General features: G+C 67.4%; 16 protein-coding genes. 7 read left to right on the top strand and 9 right to left on the bottom strand.

Going from position 1 to position 15,883, the window contains the following annotated elements:
* Positions 1 to 14: 14 nt before the first annotated feature.
* Positions 15 to 995 (top strand): aldo/keto reductase, encoded by a 981-nt coding sequence (locus DT074_RS13865; protein ID WP_119420451.1) that lies wholly within the window; start codon positions 15 to 17, stop codon positions 993 to 995.
* On the top strand, positions 995 to 2,179 hold the full coding sequence (locus tag DT074_RS13860; RefSeq protein WP_119420450.1) for an aminotransferase class V-fold PLP-dependent enzyme: 1,185 nt from the start codon (positions 995 to 997) through the stop codon (positions 2,177 to 2,179). The genes DT074_RS13865 and DT074_RS13860 overlap by 1 nt, the downstream gene beginning before the upstream one ends.
* Here DT074_RS13860 and DT074_RS13855 read toward each other — a convergent pair.
* The 9 genes from DT074_RS13855 to DT074_RS13815 form a co-directional block, all read right to left on the bottom strand.
* On the bottom strand, positions 2,171 to 3,046 hold the full coding sequence (locus DT074_RS13855) for a DMT family transporter (protein WP_162914893.1): 876 nt from the start codon (positions 3,044 to 3,046) through the stop codon (positions 2,171 to 2,173). The two genes, DT074_RS13860 and DT074_RS13855, sit on opposite strands and share 9 nt — an antisense overlap.
* Positions 3,047 to 3,059: 13 nt before the next feature.
* Positions 3,060 to 4,991, bottom strand: a complete 1,932-nt coding sequence (dxs, locus tag DT074_RS13850) for a 1-deoxy-D-xylulose-5-phosphate synthase (protein ID WP_119420448.1) — start codon at positions 4,989 to 4,991, stop codon at positions 3,060 to 3,062.
* Positions 4,992 to 5,001: 10 nt separating this feature from the next.
* On the bottom strand, positions 5,002 to 5,886 hold the full coding sequence (locus tag DT074_RS13845; protein ID WP_368744664.1) for a polyprenyl synthetase family protein: 885 nt from the start codon (positions 5,884 to 5,886) through the stop codon (positions 5,002 to 5,004).
* 12 nt (positions 5,887 to 5,898) lie between these two features.
* The gene (locus tag DT074_RS13840; protein WP_119420446.1) at positions 5,899 to 6,159 is read right to left on the bottom strand and encodes an exodeoxyribonuclease VII small subunit; all 261 of its coding nucleotides are present in this window, start codon (positions 6,157 to 6,159) and stop codon (positions 5,899 to 5,901) included.
* Positions 6,160 to 6,187: 28 nt separating this feature from the next.
* Positions 6,188 to 7,300 carry a 3-isopropylmalate dehydrogenase gene (gene leuB / locus DT074_RS13835; protein ID WP_119420445.1) on the bottom strand — a complete coding sequence of 371 codons (1,113 nt, stop codon included), beginning with the start codon at positions 7,298 to 7,300 and terminating at the stop codon, positions 6,188 to 6,190.
* Between the two features lie 49 nt (positions 7,301 to 7,349).
* The gene (gene leuD / locus DT074_RS13830; protein ID WP_119420444.1) at positions 7,350 to 7,961 is read right to left on the bottom strand and encodes a 3-isopropylmalate dehydratase small subunit; all 612 of its coding nucleotides are present in this window, start codon (positions 7,959 to 7,961) and stop codon (positions 7,350 to 7,352) included.
* A gap of 12 nt (positions 7,962 to 7,973) precedes the next feature.
* A complete protein-coding gene (gene leuC / locus DT074_RS13825; RefSeq protein WP_119420443.1) occupies positions 7,974 to 9,380 on the bottom strand; it encodes a 3-isopropylmalate dehydratase large subunit in 1,407 nt (468 codons plus the stop codon).
* Between the two features lie 95 nt (positions 9,381 to 9,475).
* Entirely contained in the window at positions 9,476 to 10,219 is a 744-nt protein-coding gene (locus DT074_RS13820; protein WP_162914892.1) for a sulfite exporter TauE/SafE family protein, read from the bottom strand.
* Positions 10,216 to 10,992 (bottom strand): DUF2189 domain-containing protein, encoded by a 777-nt coding sequence (locus DT074_RS13815; protein ID WP_119420489.1) that lies wholly within the window; start codon positions 10,990 to 10,992, stop codon positions 10,216 to 10,218. Before DT074_RS13815 ends, DT074_RS13820 begins: the two co-directional genes overlap by 4 nt.
* 153 nt (positions 10,993 to 11,145) lie before the next feature.
* Here DT074_RS13815 and ccoN point away from each other — a divergent pair, with 153 nt between their 5' ends.
* Genes ccoN through ccoG form a run of 5 tightly spaced genes read left to right on the top strand, consistent with a single transcriptional unit; the run spans position 11,146 to position 15,882 of the window.
* Positions 11,146 to 12,609 carry a cytochrome-c oxidase, cbb3-type subunit I gene (ccoN, locus tag DT074_RS13810; RefSeq protein WP_119420442.1) on the top strand — a complete coding sequence of 488 codons (1,464 nt, stop codon included), beginning with the start codon at positions 11,146 to 11,148 and terminating at the stop codon, positions 12,607 to 12,609.
* Between the two features lie 11 nt (positions 12,610 to 12,620).
* Complete coding sequence (ccoO, locus tag DT074_RS13805; RefSeq protein WP_119420441.1) at positions 12,621 to 13,346, top strand: cytochrome-c oxidase, cbb3-type subunit II; 726 nt, start codon at positions 12,621 to 12,623, stop codon at positions 13,344 to 13,346.
* Between the two features lie 9 nt (positions 13,347 to 13,355).
* Positions 13,356 to 13,529 (top strand): cbb3-type cytochrome oxidase subunit 3, encoded by a 174-nt coding sequence (locus DT074_RS13800; RefSeq protein ID WP_119420440.1) that lies wholly within the window; start codon positions 13,356 to 13,358, stop codon positions 13,527 to 13,529.
* A 3-nt stretch (positions 13,530 to 13,532) separates the two neighbouring features.
* Complete coding sequence (ccoP, locus tag DT074_RS13795) at positions 13,533 to 14,402, top strand: cytochrome-c oxidase, cbb3-type subunit III (RefSeq protein ID WP_119420439.1); 870 nt, start codon at positions 13,533 to 13,535, stop codon at positions 14,400 to 14,402.
* A complete protein-coding gene (ccoG, locus tag DT074_RS13790; RefSeq protein ID WP_119420438.1) occupies positions 14,380 to 15,882 on the top strand; it encodes a cytochrome c oxidase accessory protein CcoG in 1,503 nt (500 codons plus the stop codon). Before ccoP ends, ccoG begins: the two co-directional genes overlap by 23 nt.
* Position 15,883: the final 1 nt, after the last annotated feature.

The raw sequence follows: 15,883 nt of genomic DNA, 5'->3' as shown, positions 1-15,883 counted from the left end.
CAGGGGAGGTCAGGATGCAGCAGGTCAATCTGGGAAGCACCGGCACAACAGTCAGCCGCCTCTGCCTCGGCACCATGACCTACGGCACGTCGAAATGGCGCGACTGGGTGCTGGACGAGCGCGATGCCGTTCCGTTCTACAAGCGCGCCCTCGACCTCGGGATCACCTTCTTCGATACCGCCGACGTCTACTCGAACGGCGAAAGCGAAGTGGTGACGGGCCGCGCCCTGAAGCAGATCGGCGCCGCGCGCGAGAACGTGATCGTCGCCACCAAGGTGTACAATCCGATGGGTGACGGGCCCAACCAGCGGGGCCTGTCGCGCAAGCACATCATGCACGCGATCGACGCCTCGCTGACGCGGCTCGGCCTGGATCACGTCGATCTCTACCAGATCCATCGCTTCGACCGGACCACGCCGGTCGAGGAGACGATGGAGGCCTTGAGCGACGTGGTGAAAGCCGGCAAAGCGCTCTATATCGGCGCCTCCTCGATGTTCGCCTGGCAGTTCGCCAAGATGCAGCAGGTGGCGAAGGAGAACGGCTTCTGCCGCTTCGTCACCATGCAGAACCACTACAACCTGATCTACCGCGAGGAAGAGCGCGAGATGATCCCGCTCTGCACCGACCAGGGCGTCGGCATCATTCCGTGGAGCCCGCTCGCCCGCGGCTTCCTGGCCGGCAATCGCCGCCGCCAGGATTACGGCGAGACCAAGCGCGCAAAAGGCGACGAGATGGCGCAGCGCATGTACTACCAGGACAGCGATTTCCGCGTGGTCGACCGGATCGGCGAGATCGCCCGGAAGCGCGGCGTCAGCAATGCCGGTGTGGCGCTCGCCTGGATGCTGTCGAAGCCCTATGTCACAGCGCCGATCATCGGCGCCAGCAAGCTCGAACAGCTCGACGACCTCGCCAAGGCGACACAGCTCGCGCTGTCGGCGGAGGAGATCAAGGCGCTGGAGGAACCCTATACGCCGCATCCGATCCTCGGCCACTGATGAGCATCGATCTATCCAGGGTTCGATCCGATACGCCCGGCACGGCCAACGTCGTCCATCTCAACAATGCCGGCGCAGCCCTGCCGCCCCGGCAGGTGCTGCAGGCCGTTCAGCAGCATCTCGAGCGCGAGGCGGCAATCGGCGGATACGAGGCCGCGGCCGAGGCCGCCGGCGCCATCGAAGGCGTCTACGGATCGATCGCGCGCCTGGTCAACGCGGCGCCGGACGAGATCGCCGTCGTGGAGAACGCGACGCGCGCCTGGGACATGGCGTTCTATTCCTTCGGCTTCGGGCCCGGCGACCGCATCCTGACGGCCCAGGCCGAATACGCCTCCAACTACCTGGCCTTCCTCCAGGTGGCGCGGCGCACCGGCGCCGTGATCGAGGTGGTGCCGAACGACAATGGCGGCGCACTCGATCCGCATGCGCTCGAGCGCATGATCGACGGCCGCGTGAAGCTGATCGCGATCACGCATATCCCGACCAATGGCGGCCTGGTCAATCCGGCGGAAGCAGTGGGTCGCATCGCCAGGGCGCACGGCATTCCCTATCTGCTCGATGCCTGCCAGTCGGTGGGGCAGATGCCGGTCGATGTGGAGGCGCTCGGCTGCGACATGCTGTCGGCGACCGGACGGAAATTTCTCCGCGGCCCCCGCGGGACGGGCTTTCTCTATGTGCGGCGAGGCCTGATCGGCCGCCTGGAGCCGCCCTTTATCGACCTGCATTCCGCCGACTGGACCGGCGCCGACACCTATGAGTTCCGTGCCGATGCAAGGCGGTTCGAGAACTGGGAATGCTTCGTCGCCGGCAAGATCGGGCTCGGCGCCGCCGCCGACTATGCCATGTCGCTGGGGCTGGATGCGATCCGTGAGCGCGCCTGGTCGTTGGCGGATCGGCTGCGCACCGGCCTGGCGGCGATCCCCGGCACTCGCCTGCGCGATCTCGGCGACATGCGCTCGGCCATCGTGTCGTTCACCATCGATCGCATAGATCCCGCCGCGGTCAAACAGCGATTGGCGCAGCAGACGATCAATGTGACGGTCTCCGGCCTCACCTCGACACGTCTCGACATGGCTGCGCGGCAGCTGCAGAGCGTGGTGCGGGCATCGCCGCATTACTACAACAGCGAGGAAGAGATCGATCGCGCACTCGAGGCAATCGCCGGCATCGCCCGTTCAGCCTAGGCCGAGCCTCCTCTCGCGAAAGAAGATGTAGAGGCCGCTGCCGGCGACGACCAGGCAGCCGACCACCGTCTCCACCGCGGGTCGGTCCCCGAACACGAGATAGCCGAGGATCGTCGCCCATACGACCGACAGATAGCTGATCGGCGCCGCGACGGCGGCGGGCGCCGCCGAGAGCGACCAGTTGACCAATGCATGCCCGCTGAACGCCACGCAGCCGACCAGCAGCATCAAGGCCAGCTCCGGCACCGCGACCGGCGTCCAGTCGAAGAAGGCGGCGATGCCGCCGAGTGCCAGGACACCGAGCGCCTGGTGCCCGGCCAGCACGACGGCGCTGGTGCCGCGCAAGCTGCGGGCCGAGATCAGCATCAAGCCATAGGCAAGGCTGCCGGCGAGCGCGATCGCGGCCGGCAGTGCGAAGGCAACGTCGGTCGGGCGCATGGCGATGACGATGCCGGCAAACCCGCTGACGACCGCGAGCGCGCGGCGCCAGCCGACCCGCTCGCCCAGCAACGGCACCGACAAGGCGGTGACGAAAATCGGCGCGCCGAAATAGATCACCATCACATCGGCCAGCGGCAATTGCCGTACGGCGAGATAGAAGCAGCTGACCTCGAAGGCCATTAGCGCGGCCCGACCGGCATGCAGCCAAGGCCGCTCGACCGGGACCAGCCGGCCGACATTGCCGCGCAGCACGAGCAGCACCAGGGCCACCGCGCCAATGCTGCGCACCAGGAGCAGCTGGCCCACCCCGTACTGCCCGACCAGCCATTTGGCGACCACGTCGTTGCAGGCGAAGACCAGGGTCGCCAGGGCCATCGCGGCGATGCCGAGTGTGGCGCGGTCCGCGCCGGCGACGGCCAGATTCATGTGCGGAATGCCGTCAGGCGCGCGCGGTTCTCTCGATGCTCGGACGGCCGAGCGCAGCGAGCGCCGTCTGCACGATATGCGCCGCATTGAGCCCCGCCGCTTCATACTGGCGCAGCGGCGTGTCGTGCTCGATGAAGCTGTCGGGCAAGGTCATGGTCCGGATCTTGACGCCGTGATCGAGCAGCCCGTCTCGCGCCAGGAAATGCAGCACGTGGGCGCCGAACCCACCCGGCGCCCCTTCCTCGATCGTGATCAGGACTTCATGCCCGCGCACCAGGCGGCGGATCAGGTCCTCGTCCAGCGGCTTGGCGAAGCGCGCATCGGCGACGGTGGTGGACAGACCGCGCAGCGCCAGGTCCTCGGCCGCCTTCATGCATTCGGCGAGGCGCGCGCCGAACGAGAGGATCGCGATGGCGCTGCCCTCGCGCACCACGCGTCCCTTGCCGATCGCGAGCGGCGCGCCCCGGGCCGGCAGTTCTACGCCGACACCCTCGCCGCGCGGGTAGCGGATCGAGGACGGCCGGTCGTCGATCGCCGCCGCCGTCGCCACCATGTGCACGAGCTCCGCCTCGTCCGCCGCGGCCATGACAACGAATCCGGGCAATGTCGCGAGGAACGCAATGTCGTAGGCGCCGGCATGCGTCGGGCCGTCGGCGCCGACCAGGCCGGCGCGATCCATGGCGAAGCGCACCGGCAGCGACTGGATCGCCACGTCGTGCACCACCTGGTCGTAGGCCCGCTGCAGGAAGGTCGAATAGATCGCGGCGAACGGCTTGTAGCCCTCGGCCGCGAGCCCGGCCGCGAAGGTCACGCCGTGCTGCTCGGCGATGCCGACATCGAAACAGCGCTCCGGGAACCGCTTGCCGAACAGGTCGAGCCCGGTGCCCGAGGGCATCGCGGCGGTGATGGCGACGATCTTCGGATCGAGCTCGGCCTGGCGGATCAGCTCCTCGGCGAAGACGCGCGTGTATTGCGGCGCATTCGCCTTGGCCTTGGCCTGGGCACCGGTCGCGACATCGAACTTGGCGACGCCGTGATACTTGTCGTCGGAGGCCTCGGCCGGCGGATAGCCTTTGCCCTTTTGCGTCACCACGTGGATCAGGATCGGCTGATCGTCCTGCGCGTCACGGGCGTTCTTCAGCACCGGCAGCAGGTGGTCCAGGTTGTGCCCGTCGATCGGGCCGACATAGTAGAAGCCGAACTCCTCGAACAGCGTGCCGCCGGTGACCATGCCGCGCGCATATTCCTCGGCGCGCTTCGCCGCCTGCTTCATCTGCTTCGGCAGGTAGTCGGCGATCTGCTTGCCGACATGCCGGAACGACAGATAGGAGCGTGAGGAGATCAGCCGCGAGAGATAGGCGCTCATGGCGCCGACCGGCGGGGCGATCGACATGTCGTTGTCGTTCAGCACCACGATCAGGCGCGAGCGCAGCGAGCCGGCATTGTTCATCGCCTCATAGGCCATGCCGGCGCTCATCGATCCGTCGCCGATGACGCAGATCACCTTGTGGTCGCCGCCCGACAGGTCGCGCGCCACGGCCATGCCGAGCCCGGCGGAAATCGACGTCGAGGAATGCGCGGCGCCGAACGGGTCGTACAGGCTCTCGGCGCGCCTGGTGAAGCCGGAAAGCCCGCCGCCCTGGCGGATGGTGCGGATGCGGTCGCGCCGGCCGGTCAGGATCTTGTGCGGATAGGCCTGGTGGCCGACATCCCAGATCAGCCGGTCGCGCGGCGTCTCGAAGATGTGGTGCAGCGCGACGGTCAGCTCGACCACGCCAAGGCCCGCGCCTAGGTGCCCGCCGGTGATCGACACCGCGTCGATCGTCTCGCGGCGCAGCTCGTCGGCCAGTTGCTTCAGCTGCTCCGCGCCGAACCCGCGGATATCGGCTGGCTCACGCACAGTGTCGAGCAGCGGTGTCGAACCCTGTTCCGTCAACGGCCCCATACCCCGATCGTCACGAGCGGCGGCTTACAACGAATGCCGCCAATTTACGCAGAACATCGGCCCTTTCGCCGAATGATGCAAGCCGGCCGGCCGCTGCCTGCGCCAGCTGCTGCGCTTCGCGCTTGGCGCCGTCCAGGCCGAGGTGATCGACAAAGGTGACCTTGCCCGCCTTCCGGTCTTTGCGCAGTTTCTTGCCGACGGCCGCCTCGTCGCCTTCCAGGTCGAGCACGTCGTCCGTGATCTGAAAGGACAGCCCGAGATCCGCCGCATAGGCGGCAAGCGCCTTGCGGGCCGGAAGGTCGGCGCGCCCCAGGATCGCTCCGGCTTCGCAGGAAAATCCGATCAGCGCGCCGGTTTTCAGCGCCTGCAGCCGGCGCGTCTCGATCAGGTCGATTTCGGCGGTCTCGGCGGCAAGGTCGATCGCCTGGCCGGCCACCATGCCATTGGCCCCCGCCGCGCGCGCGAGGCCCACGACCAGCTCGCAGCGTGCCGCCGCGTCGGGCCCGGCGGAGACATCGCCCATGACCTCGAAGGCCAAGGTCAGCAACGCGTCGCCGGTGAGCACCGCCGTCGCCTCGTCGAAGGCGCGGTGCACGGTGGCACGGCCGCGGCGCAGGTCGTCGTCGTCCATGCAGGGCAGATCGTCGTGCACCAGCGAATAGGCATGCACGAGCTCGATCGCCGCCGCCGCCGGCGCCGCCCGTTCGGCCGCGACGCCGAACAGCCGGGCCGTCTCGACCACCAGCAGCGGGCGCATCCGCTTGCCCGGCCCGAGCGCGGCATAGCGCATGGCGGCGTGCAGGCGGCCTTCCACGGTGTCGGCATGCGGCAGCCAGTGATCCAGCTCGCGCTCGACCAGCGCCGCGGCGGCCGCCATCGCCCGGTGCAACGTCACCGTGCCGAACCGTCAGTCGAGATCGGCGGGGACCGCTTTCGGTCCGTCGGGGCCGTCGACGATCTTCTCGATCCGCTCGCTCGCCGTCCTGAGCTTGTCCTCGCAATGCCGCTTGAGGTGGCTGCCGCGGGCATAGATCGCGATCGACTTCTCGAGGTCGACCTTGCCGGTCTCGAGCGTGCGCACGATTTCGTCGAGCTCAGCCAGCGCCTGCTCGAAGGTCATGGCGCGAATGTCGTCGGGGATCGCGGCCTCCGGTTGCTTGCCTGCCATCGCCCCTCCTCTCAGCTCGCGCCGCGCGTCATCCGGCGAGCTTGCTCAGCGCCATCAGCAGGCTGTCGCCCATCACAGTGGTCGACACCTTGGCGGCGCCCTTCTGCATGATGTCGCCGGTGCGCAGCCCCTTGTCCAGCACCTCCTTGGCCGCCTTCTCGACCAGGTCGGCCTCGTCCGGCATGTCGAAGGTGTAGCGCAGCGCCATGGCGAAGGAGAGGATGGTGGCGATCGGGTTGGCCGCGTTCTGCCCGGCGATATCGGGGGCGGAGCCGTGCACCGGCTCGTACAGGGCCTTGCGCTTGCCGGTCGCGTCCGGCGCGCCGAGCGAGGCCGAGGGCAGCATGCCGAGCGAGCCGGTCAGCATCGCCGCCTCGTCGGACAGGATGTCGCCGAACAGGTTGTCGGTGACGATGACGTCGAACTGCTTCGGGTTGCGCACCAGCTGCATGGCGGCATTGTCGGCGTACATATGCTGCAGCTCGACATCCTTGTACTGCTCGTCGTGCAGCTTCTGCACCTCCTCGCGCCACAAGACGCCCGATTCCATGACGTTCGCCTTCTCGCACGACGTCACCTTGTTCCGCCGCTTGCGCGCCAGCTCGAAGGCGACGCTGGCGACGCGGCGGATCTCATTGGTCGTATAGACCTGCGTGTTGATGCCGCGGCGCTGGCCGTCCGGCAAGGTCTCGATGCCGCGCGGGGTGCCGAAATAGACGCCGCCGGTCAGCTCGCGCACGATCATGATGTCGAGGCCTTCGACCAGCTCGCGCTTGAGCGAGGAGGCATCGGCGAGCGCCGGGAAGCAGACCGCCGGGCGCAGGTTGGCGAACAGGTCCATTTCCTTGCGCAGCCGGAGCAGCCCGCGCTCCGGCTTCTGGTCGAACGGCAGGTTGTCCCATTTCGGCCCGCCGACGGCGCCGAGCAGCACGGCATCGACCTGCTGGGCCTTCTTCACCGTGTCGTCGGTGATCGGCATGCCATGCGCGTCGATGGCGCAGCCGCCGCAGAGATCCTCCTCCAGCTCGAACCGCACGGCCCGCTTCTTGCCCATCCAGTCGATGACACGCTTGGCCTCGCGCATCACCTCGGGACCGATACCGTCGCCGGGCAGCACGAGCAGGGACTTGTTCGCGGGCATTCTTGGACTACTCCCTAATTCTTCTTCGACTGGGACGGCGAGGCGGGGGTCAGCGATACAGCCAGGGCTGGCCGGTGCGCTGGCTGGATTCGAAGCTGTCGATGGCCGAGGCCTGCTGCAGGGTCAGGCCGATATCGTCGAGCCCTTCCAGCAGACATTTCTTGCGGAACGGATCGATCTCGAACTTCACCACGCCGCCGTCGGGCCCGCGGATCTCCTGCGCTTCCAGATCGACCGTGATGGTCGCATTGGCGCCGCGGTTGGCGTCGTCGAACAGCTTGTCGAGGTCCTCCTGAGACACCTTGATCGGCAGGATGCCGTTCTTGAAGCAGTTGTTGTAGAAGATGTCGGCGAACGAGGTCGAGATCACGCAGCGGATGCCGAAATCGAGCAGCGCCCAGGGCGCGTGCTCCCGGCTCGACCCGCAGCCGAAATTGGCGCCGGCCACCAGGATCTGCGACTTGCGATAGGCCGGCTTGTTCAGCACGAAATCCGGCTTCTCCTTGCCGTCGGAATCGTAGCGCATCTCGTCGAACAGGTTCTTGCCGAGGCCGGTGCGCTTGATCGTCTTCAGGAACTGCTTGGGGATGATCATGTCGGTGTCGATATTGACCATCGGCAGCGGCGCCGCGACGCCGGTCAGCTTGGTGAACTTCTGCATGGCCTCGCTCCCTCAGAGATAGTCGCGCACATCGGCGAGATAGCCCTTGATCGCCGCGGCCGCGGCCATCTCCGGGCTGACGAGATGGGTGCGCCCGCCGCGGCCCTGGCGGCCCTCGAAATTGCGGTTCGAGGTAGAGGCGCAGCGCTCGCCGGGCTCGAGCCGGTCGGCGTTCATCGCCAGGCACATGGAGCAGCCGGGCTCGCGCCATTCGAAGCCGGCCTCGCGGAAGATCTTGTCGAGCCCCTCGCTTTCGGCCTGCTCCTTCACCAGGCCGGAGCCCGGCACCACCATGGCGCCGACATGCGCGGCGACCTTGCGGCCCTTGGCGACGGCCGCCGCGGCGCGCAGGTCCTCGATCCGCCCATTGGTGCACGAACCGATGAAGACCCGATCGATCTTCAGATCCTGCAGCTTCTGCCCCGGCTGGATGCCCATGTATTCGTAGGACCGCTTCATCGCCGCGCGCTTGCCCTCGTCGGAGACGCTTTCGGGCAGCGGCACGATGCCGGTGATCGGCGCCACGTCCTCGGGGCTGGTGCCCCAGGTCACGGTCGGCACGATCGCGGAGGCATCGAGCGTCACCTCCTTGTCGTACACCGCCCCCGGATCCGAGGTCAGCGTGCGCCAATAGGCCACCGCCTGTTCGAAGGCGCCTGCCTTCGGTACATGCGGCTTGCCCTTGAGATAGGCGAAGGTCGTCTCGTCCGGCGCGATCAGTCCGGCGCGGGCGCCCGCCTCGATGGTCATGTTGCAGACCGTCATGCGGCCTTCCATCGACAGCGCCCGGATCGCCTCGCCGGTGTACTCGATCACGCAGCCGGTGCCGCCGGCGGTGCCGATCTTGCCGATGATGGCCAGGATCAGATCCTTCGCGGTCGTGCCCTTCGGCGGCTTGCCGGTCAAGTTGACCCGCATGTTGAGCGAGGGCTTCTGCATCAGGGTCTGGGTCGCCAGCACATGCTCCACCTCCGACGTGCCGATGCCGAAGGCGAGCGCGCCGAAGGCACCGTGCGTCGCCGTGTGGCTGTCGCCGCAGACGATGGTCATGCCGGGCTGGGTCAGCCCCTGCTCCGGCCCGATGATGTGGACGATGCCCTGGCGGATGTCGTCCATGCCGTAATACTCGACGCCGAAATCGCGGCAGTTCTGCTCCAGCGTCTCGACCTGGATACGGCTCTCCTCGTCGGTGATGCCCTTCGAGCGGTCGGTGGTCGGCACATTGTGGTCGGCGACCGCGATGGTGGCATCGGTCCGGCGCACCTTGCGTCCGGCGGCACGAAGGCCCTCGAACGCCTGGGGGCTGGTCACCTCGTGCACGAGATGACGGTCGATATAGAGCACGCAGGTCCCGTCGGCCTGCTGGTGCACCAGGTGGCTGTCCCAGATCTTGTCGTAGAGCGTGCGCGGCTTGGTCATGACGCCGGTTCCCGAAAACCCGCTTTCAATGGAAGGCCGGGAAGATAGCCGTCATACCCCCGCGCAACAAGCCGGCGTGAGGGTTGGTGGGCGCGTCAGGCCGGCCAGGCGGCGCGATAGGCGAGCAGGCCGAGAATAACGGCGTTGGCAAGCCCGGCGACGGGGAGAAGCCGGCGGGACAGGCCTCGGAACCGACGCCCGGCGGCGACCCCGGCGATGCCCAGCGCCGACAGCCCCACCATCGTGCCGGCCACGAAGGCCAGCATGGCGATCCCCCCTTGCAGGGCGGAGGCGCGGGTTGCGGCCACCGCCAGCCCGGCATAGATCAGATGGCAAGGCAGCAGGCCCAACAGCAACCCCAGCGCGAAAGACCCGCGCGGCCGGCCTGCCTGGCGCAGCAGCGGTTGTGCCGCCCTGGCCAGCAGACCGCCGAGCCGACCGACACCGAAGCCCGAACCTGCCAGAGCTACGCCGGCGAAAACCAGCGCAGCGAGACCGAGCCCCAGCGGCACCGCAAGCCGTGCGCCGCTCCATTCGGAAACCGCCTCGCCGACGGCACCGGCGACGGCTCCGAGCGCCGTATAGGTCAGCGCGCGGCCCAGATGGTAGGCGGGGAGAAGACCGGCCCCGAGGCGGACCAGGCCGCCGGCAGCGCTCAGCGGGCGGTCGGCGAGGCGGGCACCGACCTGGGCGAAGACGAAGGGCGCGCACATGCCGGCGCAATGCGCGAAGCCGCCGGCAAGGCCGAACAGGAACAGCGCGACCGGTATGGCGACCGCGGGCTCGGCCGTCGCCAGCCAGGCGGGCAGCAGGTCGCCGACCGGATGGGTCGAGGTCAATCCGGCACCAGGTCGCGATAGGCGTGCCAGGTGGCGTGCCCGATCAGCGGCACGACCAGGGCCAGGCCGATGAACAAGGTCGCCAGCCCCGCCGCCGTGAACACGACGATCAGGCCGGCCCAGAGCGCCAAGGCCCGGCGATGCCGTGTCACCGCCAGGACGCTGGTCACGATCGCCGTCACGACGTCGACCTCGCGGTCGATCAGCATCGGAATCGAGATCGCGGCGATGGCGAAGGCAACGAGGGCGAAGGCCAACCCGATGATCGTGCCGGTCACCAGGAACGGCAGGGACTGCGGCGAAAACAACAGCAGCTGGACCAGATCCGGCAGCGCGGTGCTCTTGCCAGGGAAGAACAGTGCGAACAGCAGCAGTGCGACGCGGATCCACACAAGATGCAGCAACAGCAACACCACCCCCATCAGGGTCAGCTGCCCGGGCACACGCCAGGCCAGCAGCGCCGTGCCGAGGTCGACCCGCGCCCCCAGCTCCAGTCGGCGGCTGGTCTCGTAAATGCCGGCGGCCAGAAGCGGCGCGATGAGGAAAAAGCCGGCGGTCGCCGGCAAAACGAGGAACGCCATGTCGTAGCGGTGCAGTGCCAGCACGAGGAGCCAGCTGGCCGCCACGATCCCGAGGCCGTAGAGCAGCCCCACGGTCGGCGCGCGGGCGAAATCGCGCCAACCCGCGGCCAGCCAGGCCCAGGGCCGGTCCGGCGCCATGACACTGCCCTCGACCAAACGGCCTAGGTCATCCAACGACCGCAGCTCAGCCATCGTTTCCTCCGCCCACAGCATCGAAAAAATGCCGGAACTTCCACGCGGATTCTTCCGTCCTGGCTGTGATCCGCCTTGACCTTGGTCAATGTTTTCGGCGGCCCCCACGCCAGGATGCAGCACCGCCAGAAGCCGCGTGGGGAAGTATCAGCCATGACCGTCGCGACCGCCACTATCCCGGCAGTTCGGGAGGATTACGTCGAAGACGTCATCCGCGCCGGGCTGATCGCAACCGCCTTCTGGGGCGTGGTCGCCTTCGCCGTCGGCGTCTACATCGCGCTGCAGCTGGCCTTCCCGGAGCTCAATCTCGGCCTTGAATGGACCACCTTCGGCCGCCTTCGTCCCGTGCACACATCCGCCGCGATCTTCGCCTTCGGCGGCAATGCGCTGATCGCCACCTCGTTCCTGGTCGTGCAGCGGACCTGCCATCAGCGCCTGTTCGGCGGCGCGACGCCCGCCTGGTTCGTGTTCTGGGGCTACAACTTCTTCATCGTGATGGCGGCGCTCTCCTATGTACTCGGCTACAGCCAGAGCAAGGAATACGCCGAGCCCGAATGGTATCTCGACCTCTGGCTGACGCTCGTCTGGGTGGTCTATCTCGTGGTCTATGCCGGCACGCTGATGACCCGGCGGGAAGACCACATCTACGTCGCCAACTGGTTCTACCTCGCCTTCATCATCACCGTCGCGATGCTGCACATCGTCAACAATTTGGCGATTCCGGTGTCGTGGACGGGCGCGCGCAGCTACTCCGTCTTTTCCGGCGTGCAGGACGCGCTGATCCAGTGGTGGTACGGCCACAACGCGGTCGGCTTCTTCCTGACCGCGGGCTTCCTCGGGATGATGTACTACTTCATTCCGAAGGCAGCGGAGCGGCCGGTCTATTCCTACCGGCTCTCCATCATCCATTTCTGGGCCCTGGTCTTCCTCTACATCTGGGCCGGCCCGCACCACCTGCACTACACGGCGCTGCCCGACTGGGCACAGACGCTCGGCATGACCTTCTCGATCATGCTGTGGATGCCCTCCTGGGGCGGCATGATCAACGGCCTGATGACGCTGTCGGGCGCCTGGGACAAGCTCCGCACCGTTCCCTCGCTCCGCTTCTCGGTCACCGCGGTCGGCTTCTACGGCATGTCGACCTTCGAGGGGCCGGTCATGTCGATCCGCCAGGTCAACTCGCTGTCGCACTACACCGACTGGACGATCGGCCATGTGCATTCCGGCGCGCTCGGCTGGGTCGCCTTCATCAGCTTCGGCGCGCTCTATTACATGGTGCCGGTGATGTGGCGCCGCGCGCGGCTCTACTCCGACCGCCTGGTCGCCTGGCACTTCTGGATCGCGACCCTCGGCATCGTCCTCTACATCACCGCCATGTGGGTCTCCGGCATCATGCAGGGCCTGATGTGGCGGGCCTATGACGAGCTCGGCTTCCTGCAATACGCCTTCGTCGAAACCGTCGTCGCCATGCATCCCTTCTATGTGATCCGGGCGATGGGCGGGGTGCTGTTCCTCGCGGGCGCGCTGATCATGGTCTACAACCTCTGGCGAACCGCGCGCGGTGACGAACGGGTGGAGGCCCGGCCCGTCGCCCTCGCCTTGCGCCCTGCCGAGTGAGGAGGACGCAAATGCGGTTCAGCCACGCCATCTTCGAGACCAAGACGCTGGTGCTTGCCGGCGCCACGCTGGTGACGGTCGCCATCGGCGGCATCGTCGAGCTGGTCCCGCTCTTCACCATCGAGACGACGATCGAGCGGGTCAGCGGCATGCGCCCCTACTCGCCGCTCGAGCTGATGGGGCGCGACATCTACATCCGCGAGGGCTGCTATCTCTGCCACAGCCAGCAGATCCGCCCGATGCGCGACGAGGTCGAGCGCTACGGCCACTACAGCCTGGCGGCCGAGAGCATGTACGACCATCCCTTCCAATGGGGGTCGAAGCGCACCGGACCCGATCTCGCCCGCGTCGGCGGCAAGTACTCCAACGAATGGCATGTCGCCCATCTGGTGCAGCCGAAATCGGTGGTGCCGGAATCGATCATGCCGGCTTACGGCTTCCTGCTCGAACGGCCGCTCGACTACCGCCGCATCGAGAAGACGCTGAAGGCGCAGCAGGTGATCGGCGTTCCCTATTCCGACGAGATGGCCGCCAATGCCAAGGCCGATCTGACGGCACAAACCGATCCGGAGGCCGACACCGCCGGCCTGGCCGCCCGCTATCCGAAGGCGGTGATCGCCGATTTCGATGGCAATCGGGCGCGGGTGACCGAGATGGATGCGCTGGTCGCCTATCTGCAGATGATGGGCACGCTGGTGAAATTCACCGACGTCAAGCCCGCCGACCTGAAGCAGTAGGAGGCACCGATGACGCTGCAGTCGCTGCTGCCCTTCTTCAAGTCGATGTGGACGGTGTGGTTCTTCGCACTGTTCGCCTTCGTCGTCGCGCGCGCGCTGTGGCCCTCCCGTAAGGGCCATCTCGAAGCGCTGGCGCGGATCCCGCTGGACGACGGTCTGGCGCGCCGCGCACCCAAGGAGTGATCCATGCCGACCAAGATCGAGAAAGACTCCGTCACCGGCACCGAGACGACCGGACACGAATGGGACGGCATCAAGGAGCTGAACACGCCGCTGCCGAAATGGTGGATCTACACCTTCTACGCCACCATCGCCTTCTCGCTGGTCTATTACGTGCTCTATCCGTCCATCCCCGGCATCCGCGGCTATTTCGCCGGCACGCTGGGTTATGACCAGCGGATCGACGTCGCCAATGACCTGGCGGCGGCGCAGCAGCAGCATGCTCCCTATGTCACGCGCATCGGCCAGGCCAGCCTCGACGACATCAAGGCCGATCCGCAACTCTATACATTCGCCAGCACCGGCGGCCGCATCGCCTTCAACAACAATTGCGCCGGCTGTCACCAGGTCGGCGGCGCCGGCGCCAAGGGCTACCCGAATCTCGCCGACGACGACTGGATCTGGGGCGGCAAGGTCGAAGAGATCATCCAGACGATCCGCCACGGCGTGCGCAGCGCCGATGCCGATACACGCCAGAATGCCATGCCCCGCTTCGGCCTCGACGGCATGCTGAAGCGCAACGAGATCGACGACGTGGCGAATTATGTCCTGTCGTTGTCCGGCGCGAAGCACGACGCGGCGGCGGCCGGCCGGGGAGCGCCGATCTACGCCGAGCAATGCGTCGCCTGCCACGGCGAGAAGGGCGTCGGCAATCCGGAGGTCGGCGCGCCGCGGCTCAGCGACGGAATCTGGCTCTATGGCGGCGACCTCAAGTCGGTGACCGAAAGCATCGCCAGCGCGCGCGCCGGAATGATGCCGTCCTGGGGCGAGCGCCTGGACGAGGCCACCATCAAGATGCTGGCGGTCTACGTGCATGGACTCGGCGGCGGAAAGTAAGGCCAGGCCCGTGAACGCGGATCCCCCCCTCGTACGCGCGGCGCGCAAGGCGGAGCCCATCCCCGCCGCGTCCACGTCGCTCTACGCCGAGCGGGTGCGCGTCTATCCGCGGCGGGTGCGCGGCGCCTATCGTCGCGTGAAGTGGGCGCTGCTCGGCTTCTGCCTCGCGGTCTACTACCTGCTGCCCTGGCTCCGTTGGGACCGCGGGCCGACGGCGCCGGATCAGGCCGTGCTGATCGATATGCCGGGCCGGCGTGCCTATTTCTTCATGGTCGAGATCTGGCCGCAGGAGGTCTACCTCCTCACCGGCCTGCTGGTGCTCGGCGCGGTAACGCTGTTTCTGGTGACCAGCCTGCTCGGGCGCGTCTGGTGCGGCTATGCCTGCCCGCAGACGGTCTGGACGGATCTGTTCATGCTGGTCGAGCGGCTGATCGAGGGCGACCGCAACACGCGAATGAAACGCGACCAGTCGCCGATCTCGGCGGCGAAGGTCATCCTCAAGACGGTCAAGCACGGCGCCTGGCTCGCCATCGCCGCGGCGACGGGCGGCGCCTGGGTGCTCTACTTCAAAGACGCGCCGACCGTGCTGGTGGAGCTGTTCACCGGCCGATCGTCGGTCGAGGTCTATTTCTTCGTCGGCCTGTTCACGGCGACGACCTACGTGCTCGCCGGCTGGGCTCGCGAGCAGGTCTGCACCTATATGTGCCCCTGGCCGCGGTTCCAGGCGGCGATGCAGGACGAGCAGACCCTGGCCGTCACCTATCGCGCCTGGCGTGGCGAGCCGCGCGGCAAGCACAAGCAGGGCGACAGCTGGGACGGCCGCGGTGACTGCGTGGATTGCCGCGGCTGCGTGCATGTCTGCCCGACCGGCATCGACATCCGCGACGGGCAGCAGCTGGAATGCATCAATTGCGGGCTCTGTATTGATGCCTGCGACGAGGTGATGCGCAAGGTGGGCCGCCCGACCGGCCTGATCGCCTTCGCGACTCTCGCCGGCGAGGCGGCGCGGGCGCGCGGCGAGCCCTGGCACTATCGGCTGATCCGCCCCCGCACCATCATCTACGCCGCGGTGCTGATCGTCGCTTGCCTTGCCATGACGGCGGCCCTGGTGTTCCGGCCGATCACCGAGCTGCATGTGCTGAAGGATCGCATGCCGATCTTCGTCGCCCTCAGCGACGGCGACATCCGCAACGGCTACACCGTCAAGGTGCTGAACAAGTCGCGCGACGGCGCGGATTTCAATCTCACGGTGGAAGGCCTCGCGGGTGCCACCATGACGTTCGGCGGCGCAACCGTCGCCGGCGCCCCCACGCTCGAGATCGAAGCCCGGCCGGATGCCGTCGCGACCTACTATGTCCATGTCCGTGCTCCGCGATCGAGCCTTTCCGGCGAGCAGAATCCCGTCACCTTCGTCATGAAGGACGAGAAGGGCGAGACGATCGCGCGGACCGAGACGGTGTTTGCGGGGCCAGGACGATGAC

Origin of the sequence: Desertibaculum subflavum, from assembly GCA_003576705.1 — a bacterium.
GTDB lineage: Bacteria > Pseudomonadota > Alphaproteobacteria > Ferrovibrionales > Ferrovibrionaceae > Desertibaculum > Desertibaculum subflavum.
This window is presented reverse-complemented; position numbering and strand designations above follow the sequence as displayed.

What these genes read in the sequence shown, in the direction of transcription:
- DT074_RS13865 (WP_119420451.1), top strand. Translation starts at nt 15, where the DNA reads ATGCAGCAGGTCAATCTGGGAAGCACCGGCACAACAGTCAGCCGCCTC.
- DT074_RS13860 (WP_119420450.1), top strand. Translation starts at nt 995, where the DNA reads ATGAGCATCGATCTATCCAGGGTTCGATCCGATACGCCCGGCACGGCC.
- DT074_RS13855 (WP_162914893.1), bottom strand. Translation starts at nt 3,046, where the DNA reads ATGAATCTGGCCGTCGCCGGCGCGGACCGCGCCACACTCGGCATCGCC.
- dxs (WP_119420448.1), bottom strand. Translation starts at nt 4,991, where the DNA reads ATGGGGCCGTTGACGGAACAGGGTTCGACACCGCTGCTCGACACTGTG.
- DT074_RS13840 (WP_119420446.1), bottom strand. Translation starts at nt 6,159, where the DNA reads ATGGCAGGCAAGCAACCGGAGGCCGCGATCCCCGACGACATTCGCGCC.
- leuB (WP_119420445.1), bottom strand. Translation starts at nt 7,300, where the DNA reads ATGCCCGCGAACAAGTCCCTGCTCGTGCTGCCCGGCGACGGTATCGGT.
- leuD (WP_119420444.1), bottom strand. Translation starts at nt 7,961, where the DNA reads ATGCAGAAGTTCACCAAGCTGACCGGCGTCGCGGCGCCGCTGCCGATG.
- leuC (WP_119420443.1), bottom strand. Translation starts at nt 9,380, where the DNA reads ATGACCAAGCCGCGCACGCTCTACGACAAGATCTGGGACAGCCACCTG.
- DT074_RS13815 (WP_119420489.1), bottom strand. Translation starts at nt 10,992, where the DNA reads ATGGCTGAGCTGCGGTCGTTGGATGACCTAGGCCGTTTGGTCGAGGGC.
- ccoN (WP_119420442.1), top strand. Translation starts at nt 11,146, where the DNA reads ATGACCGTCGCGACCGCCACTATCCCGGCAGTTCGGGAGGATTACGTC.
- ccoO (WP_119420441.1), top strand. Translation starts at nt 12,621, where the DNA reads ATGCGGTTCAGCCACGCCATCTTCGAGACCAAGACGCTGGTGCTTGCC.
- DT074_RS13800 (WP_119420440.1), top strand. Translation starts at nt 13,356, where the DNA reads ATGACGCTGCAGTCGCTGCTGCCCTTCTTCAAGTCGATGTGGACGGTG.
- ccoP (WP_119420439.1), top strand. Translation starts at nt 13,533, where the DNA reads ATGCCGACCAAGATCGAGAAAGACTCCGTCACCGGCACCGAGACGACC.
- ccoG (WP_119420438.1), top strand. Translation starts at nt 14,380, where the DNA reads ATGGACTCGGCGGCGGAAAGTAAGGCCAGGCCCGTGAACGCGGATCCC.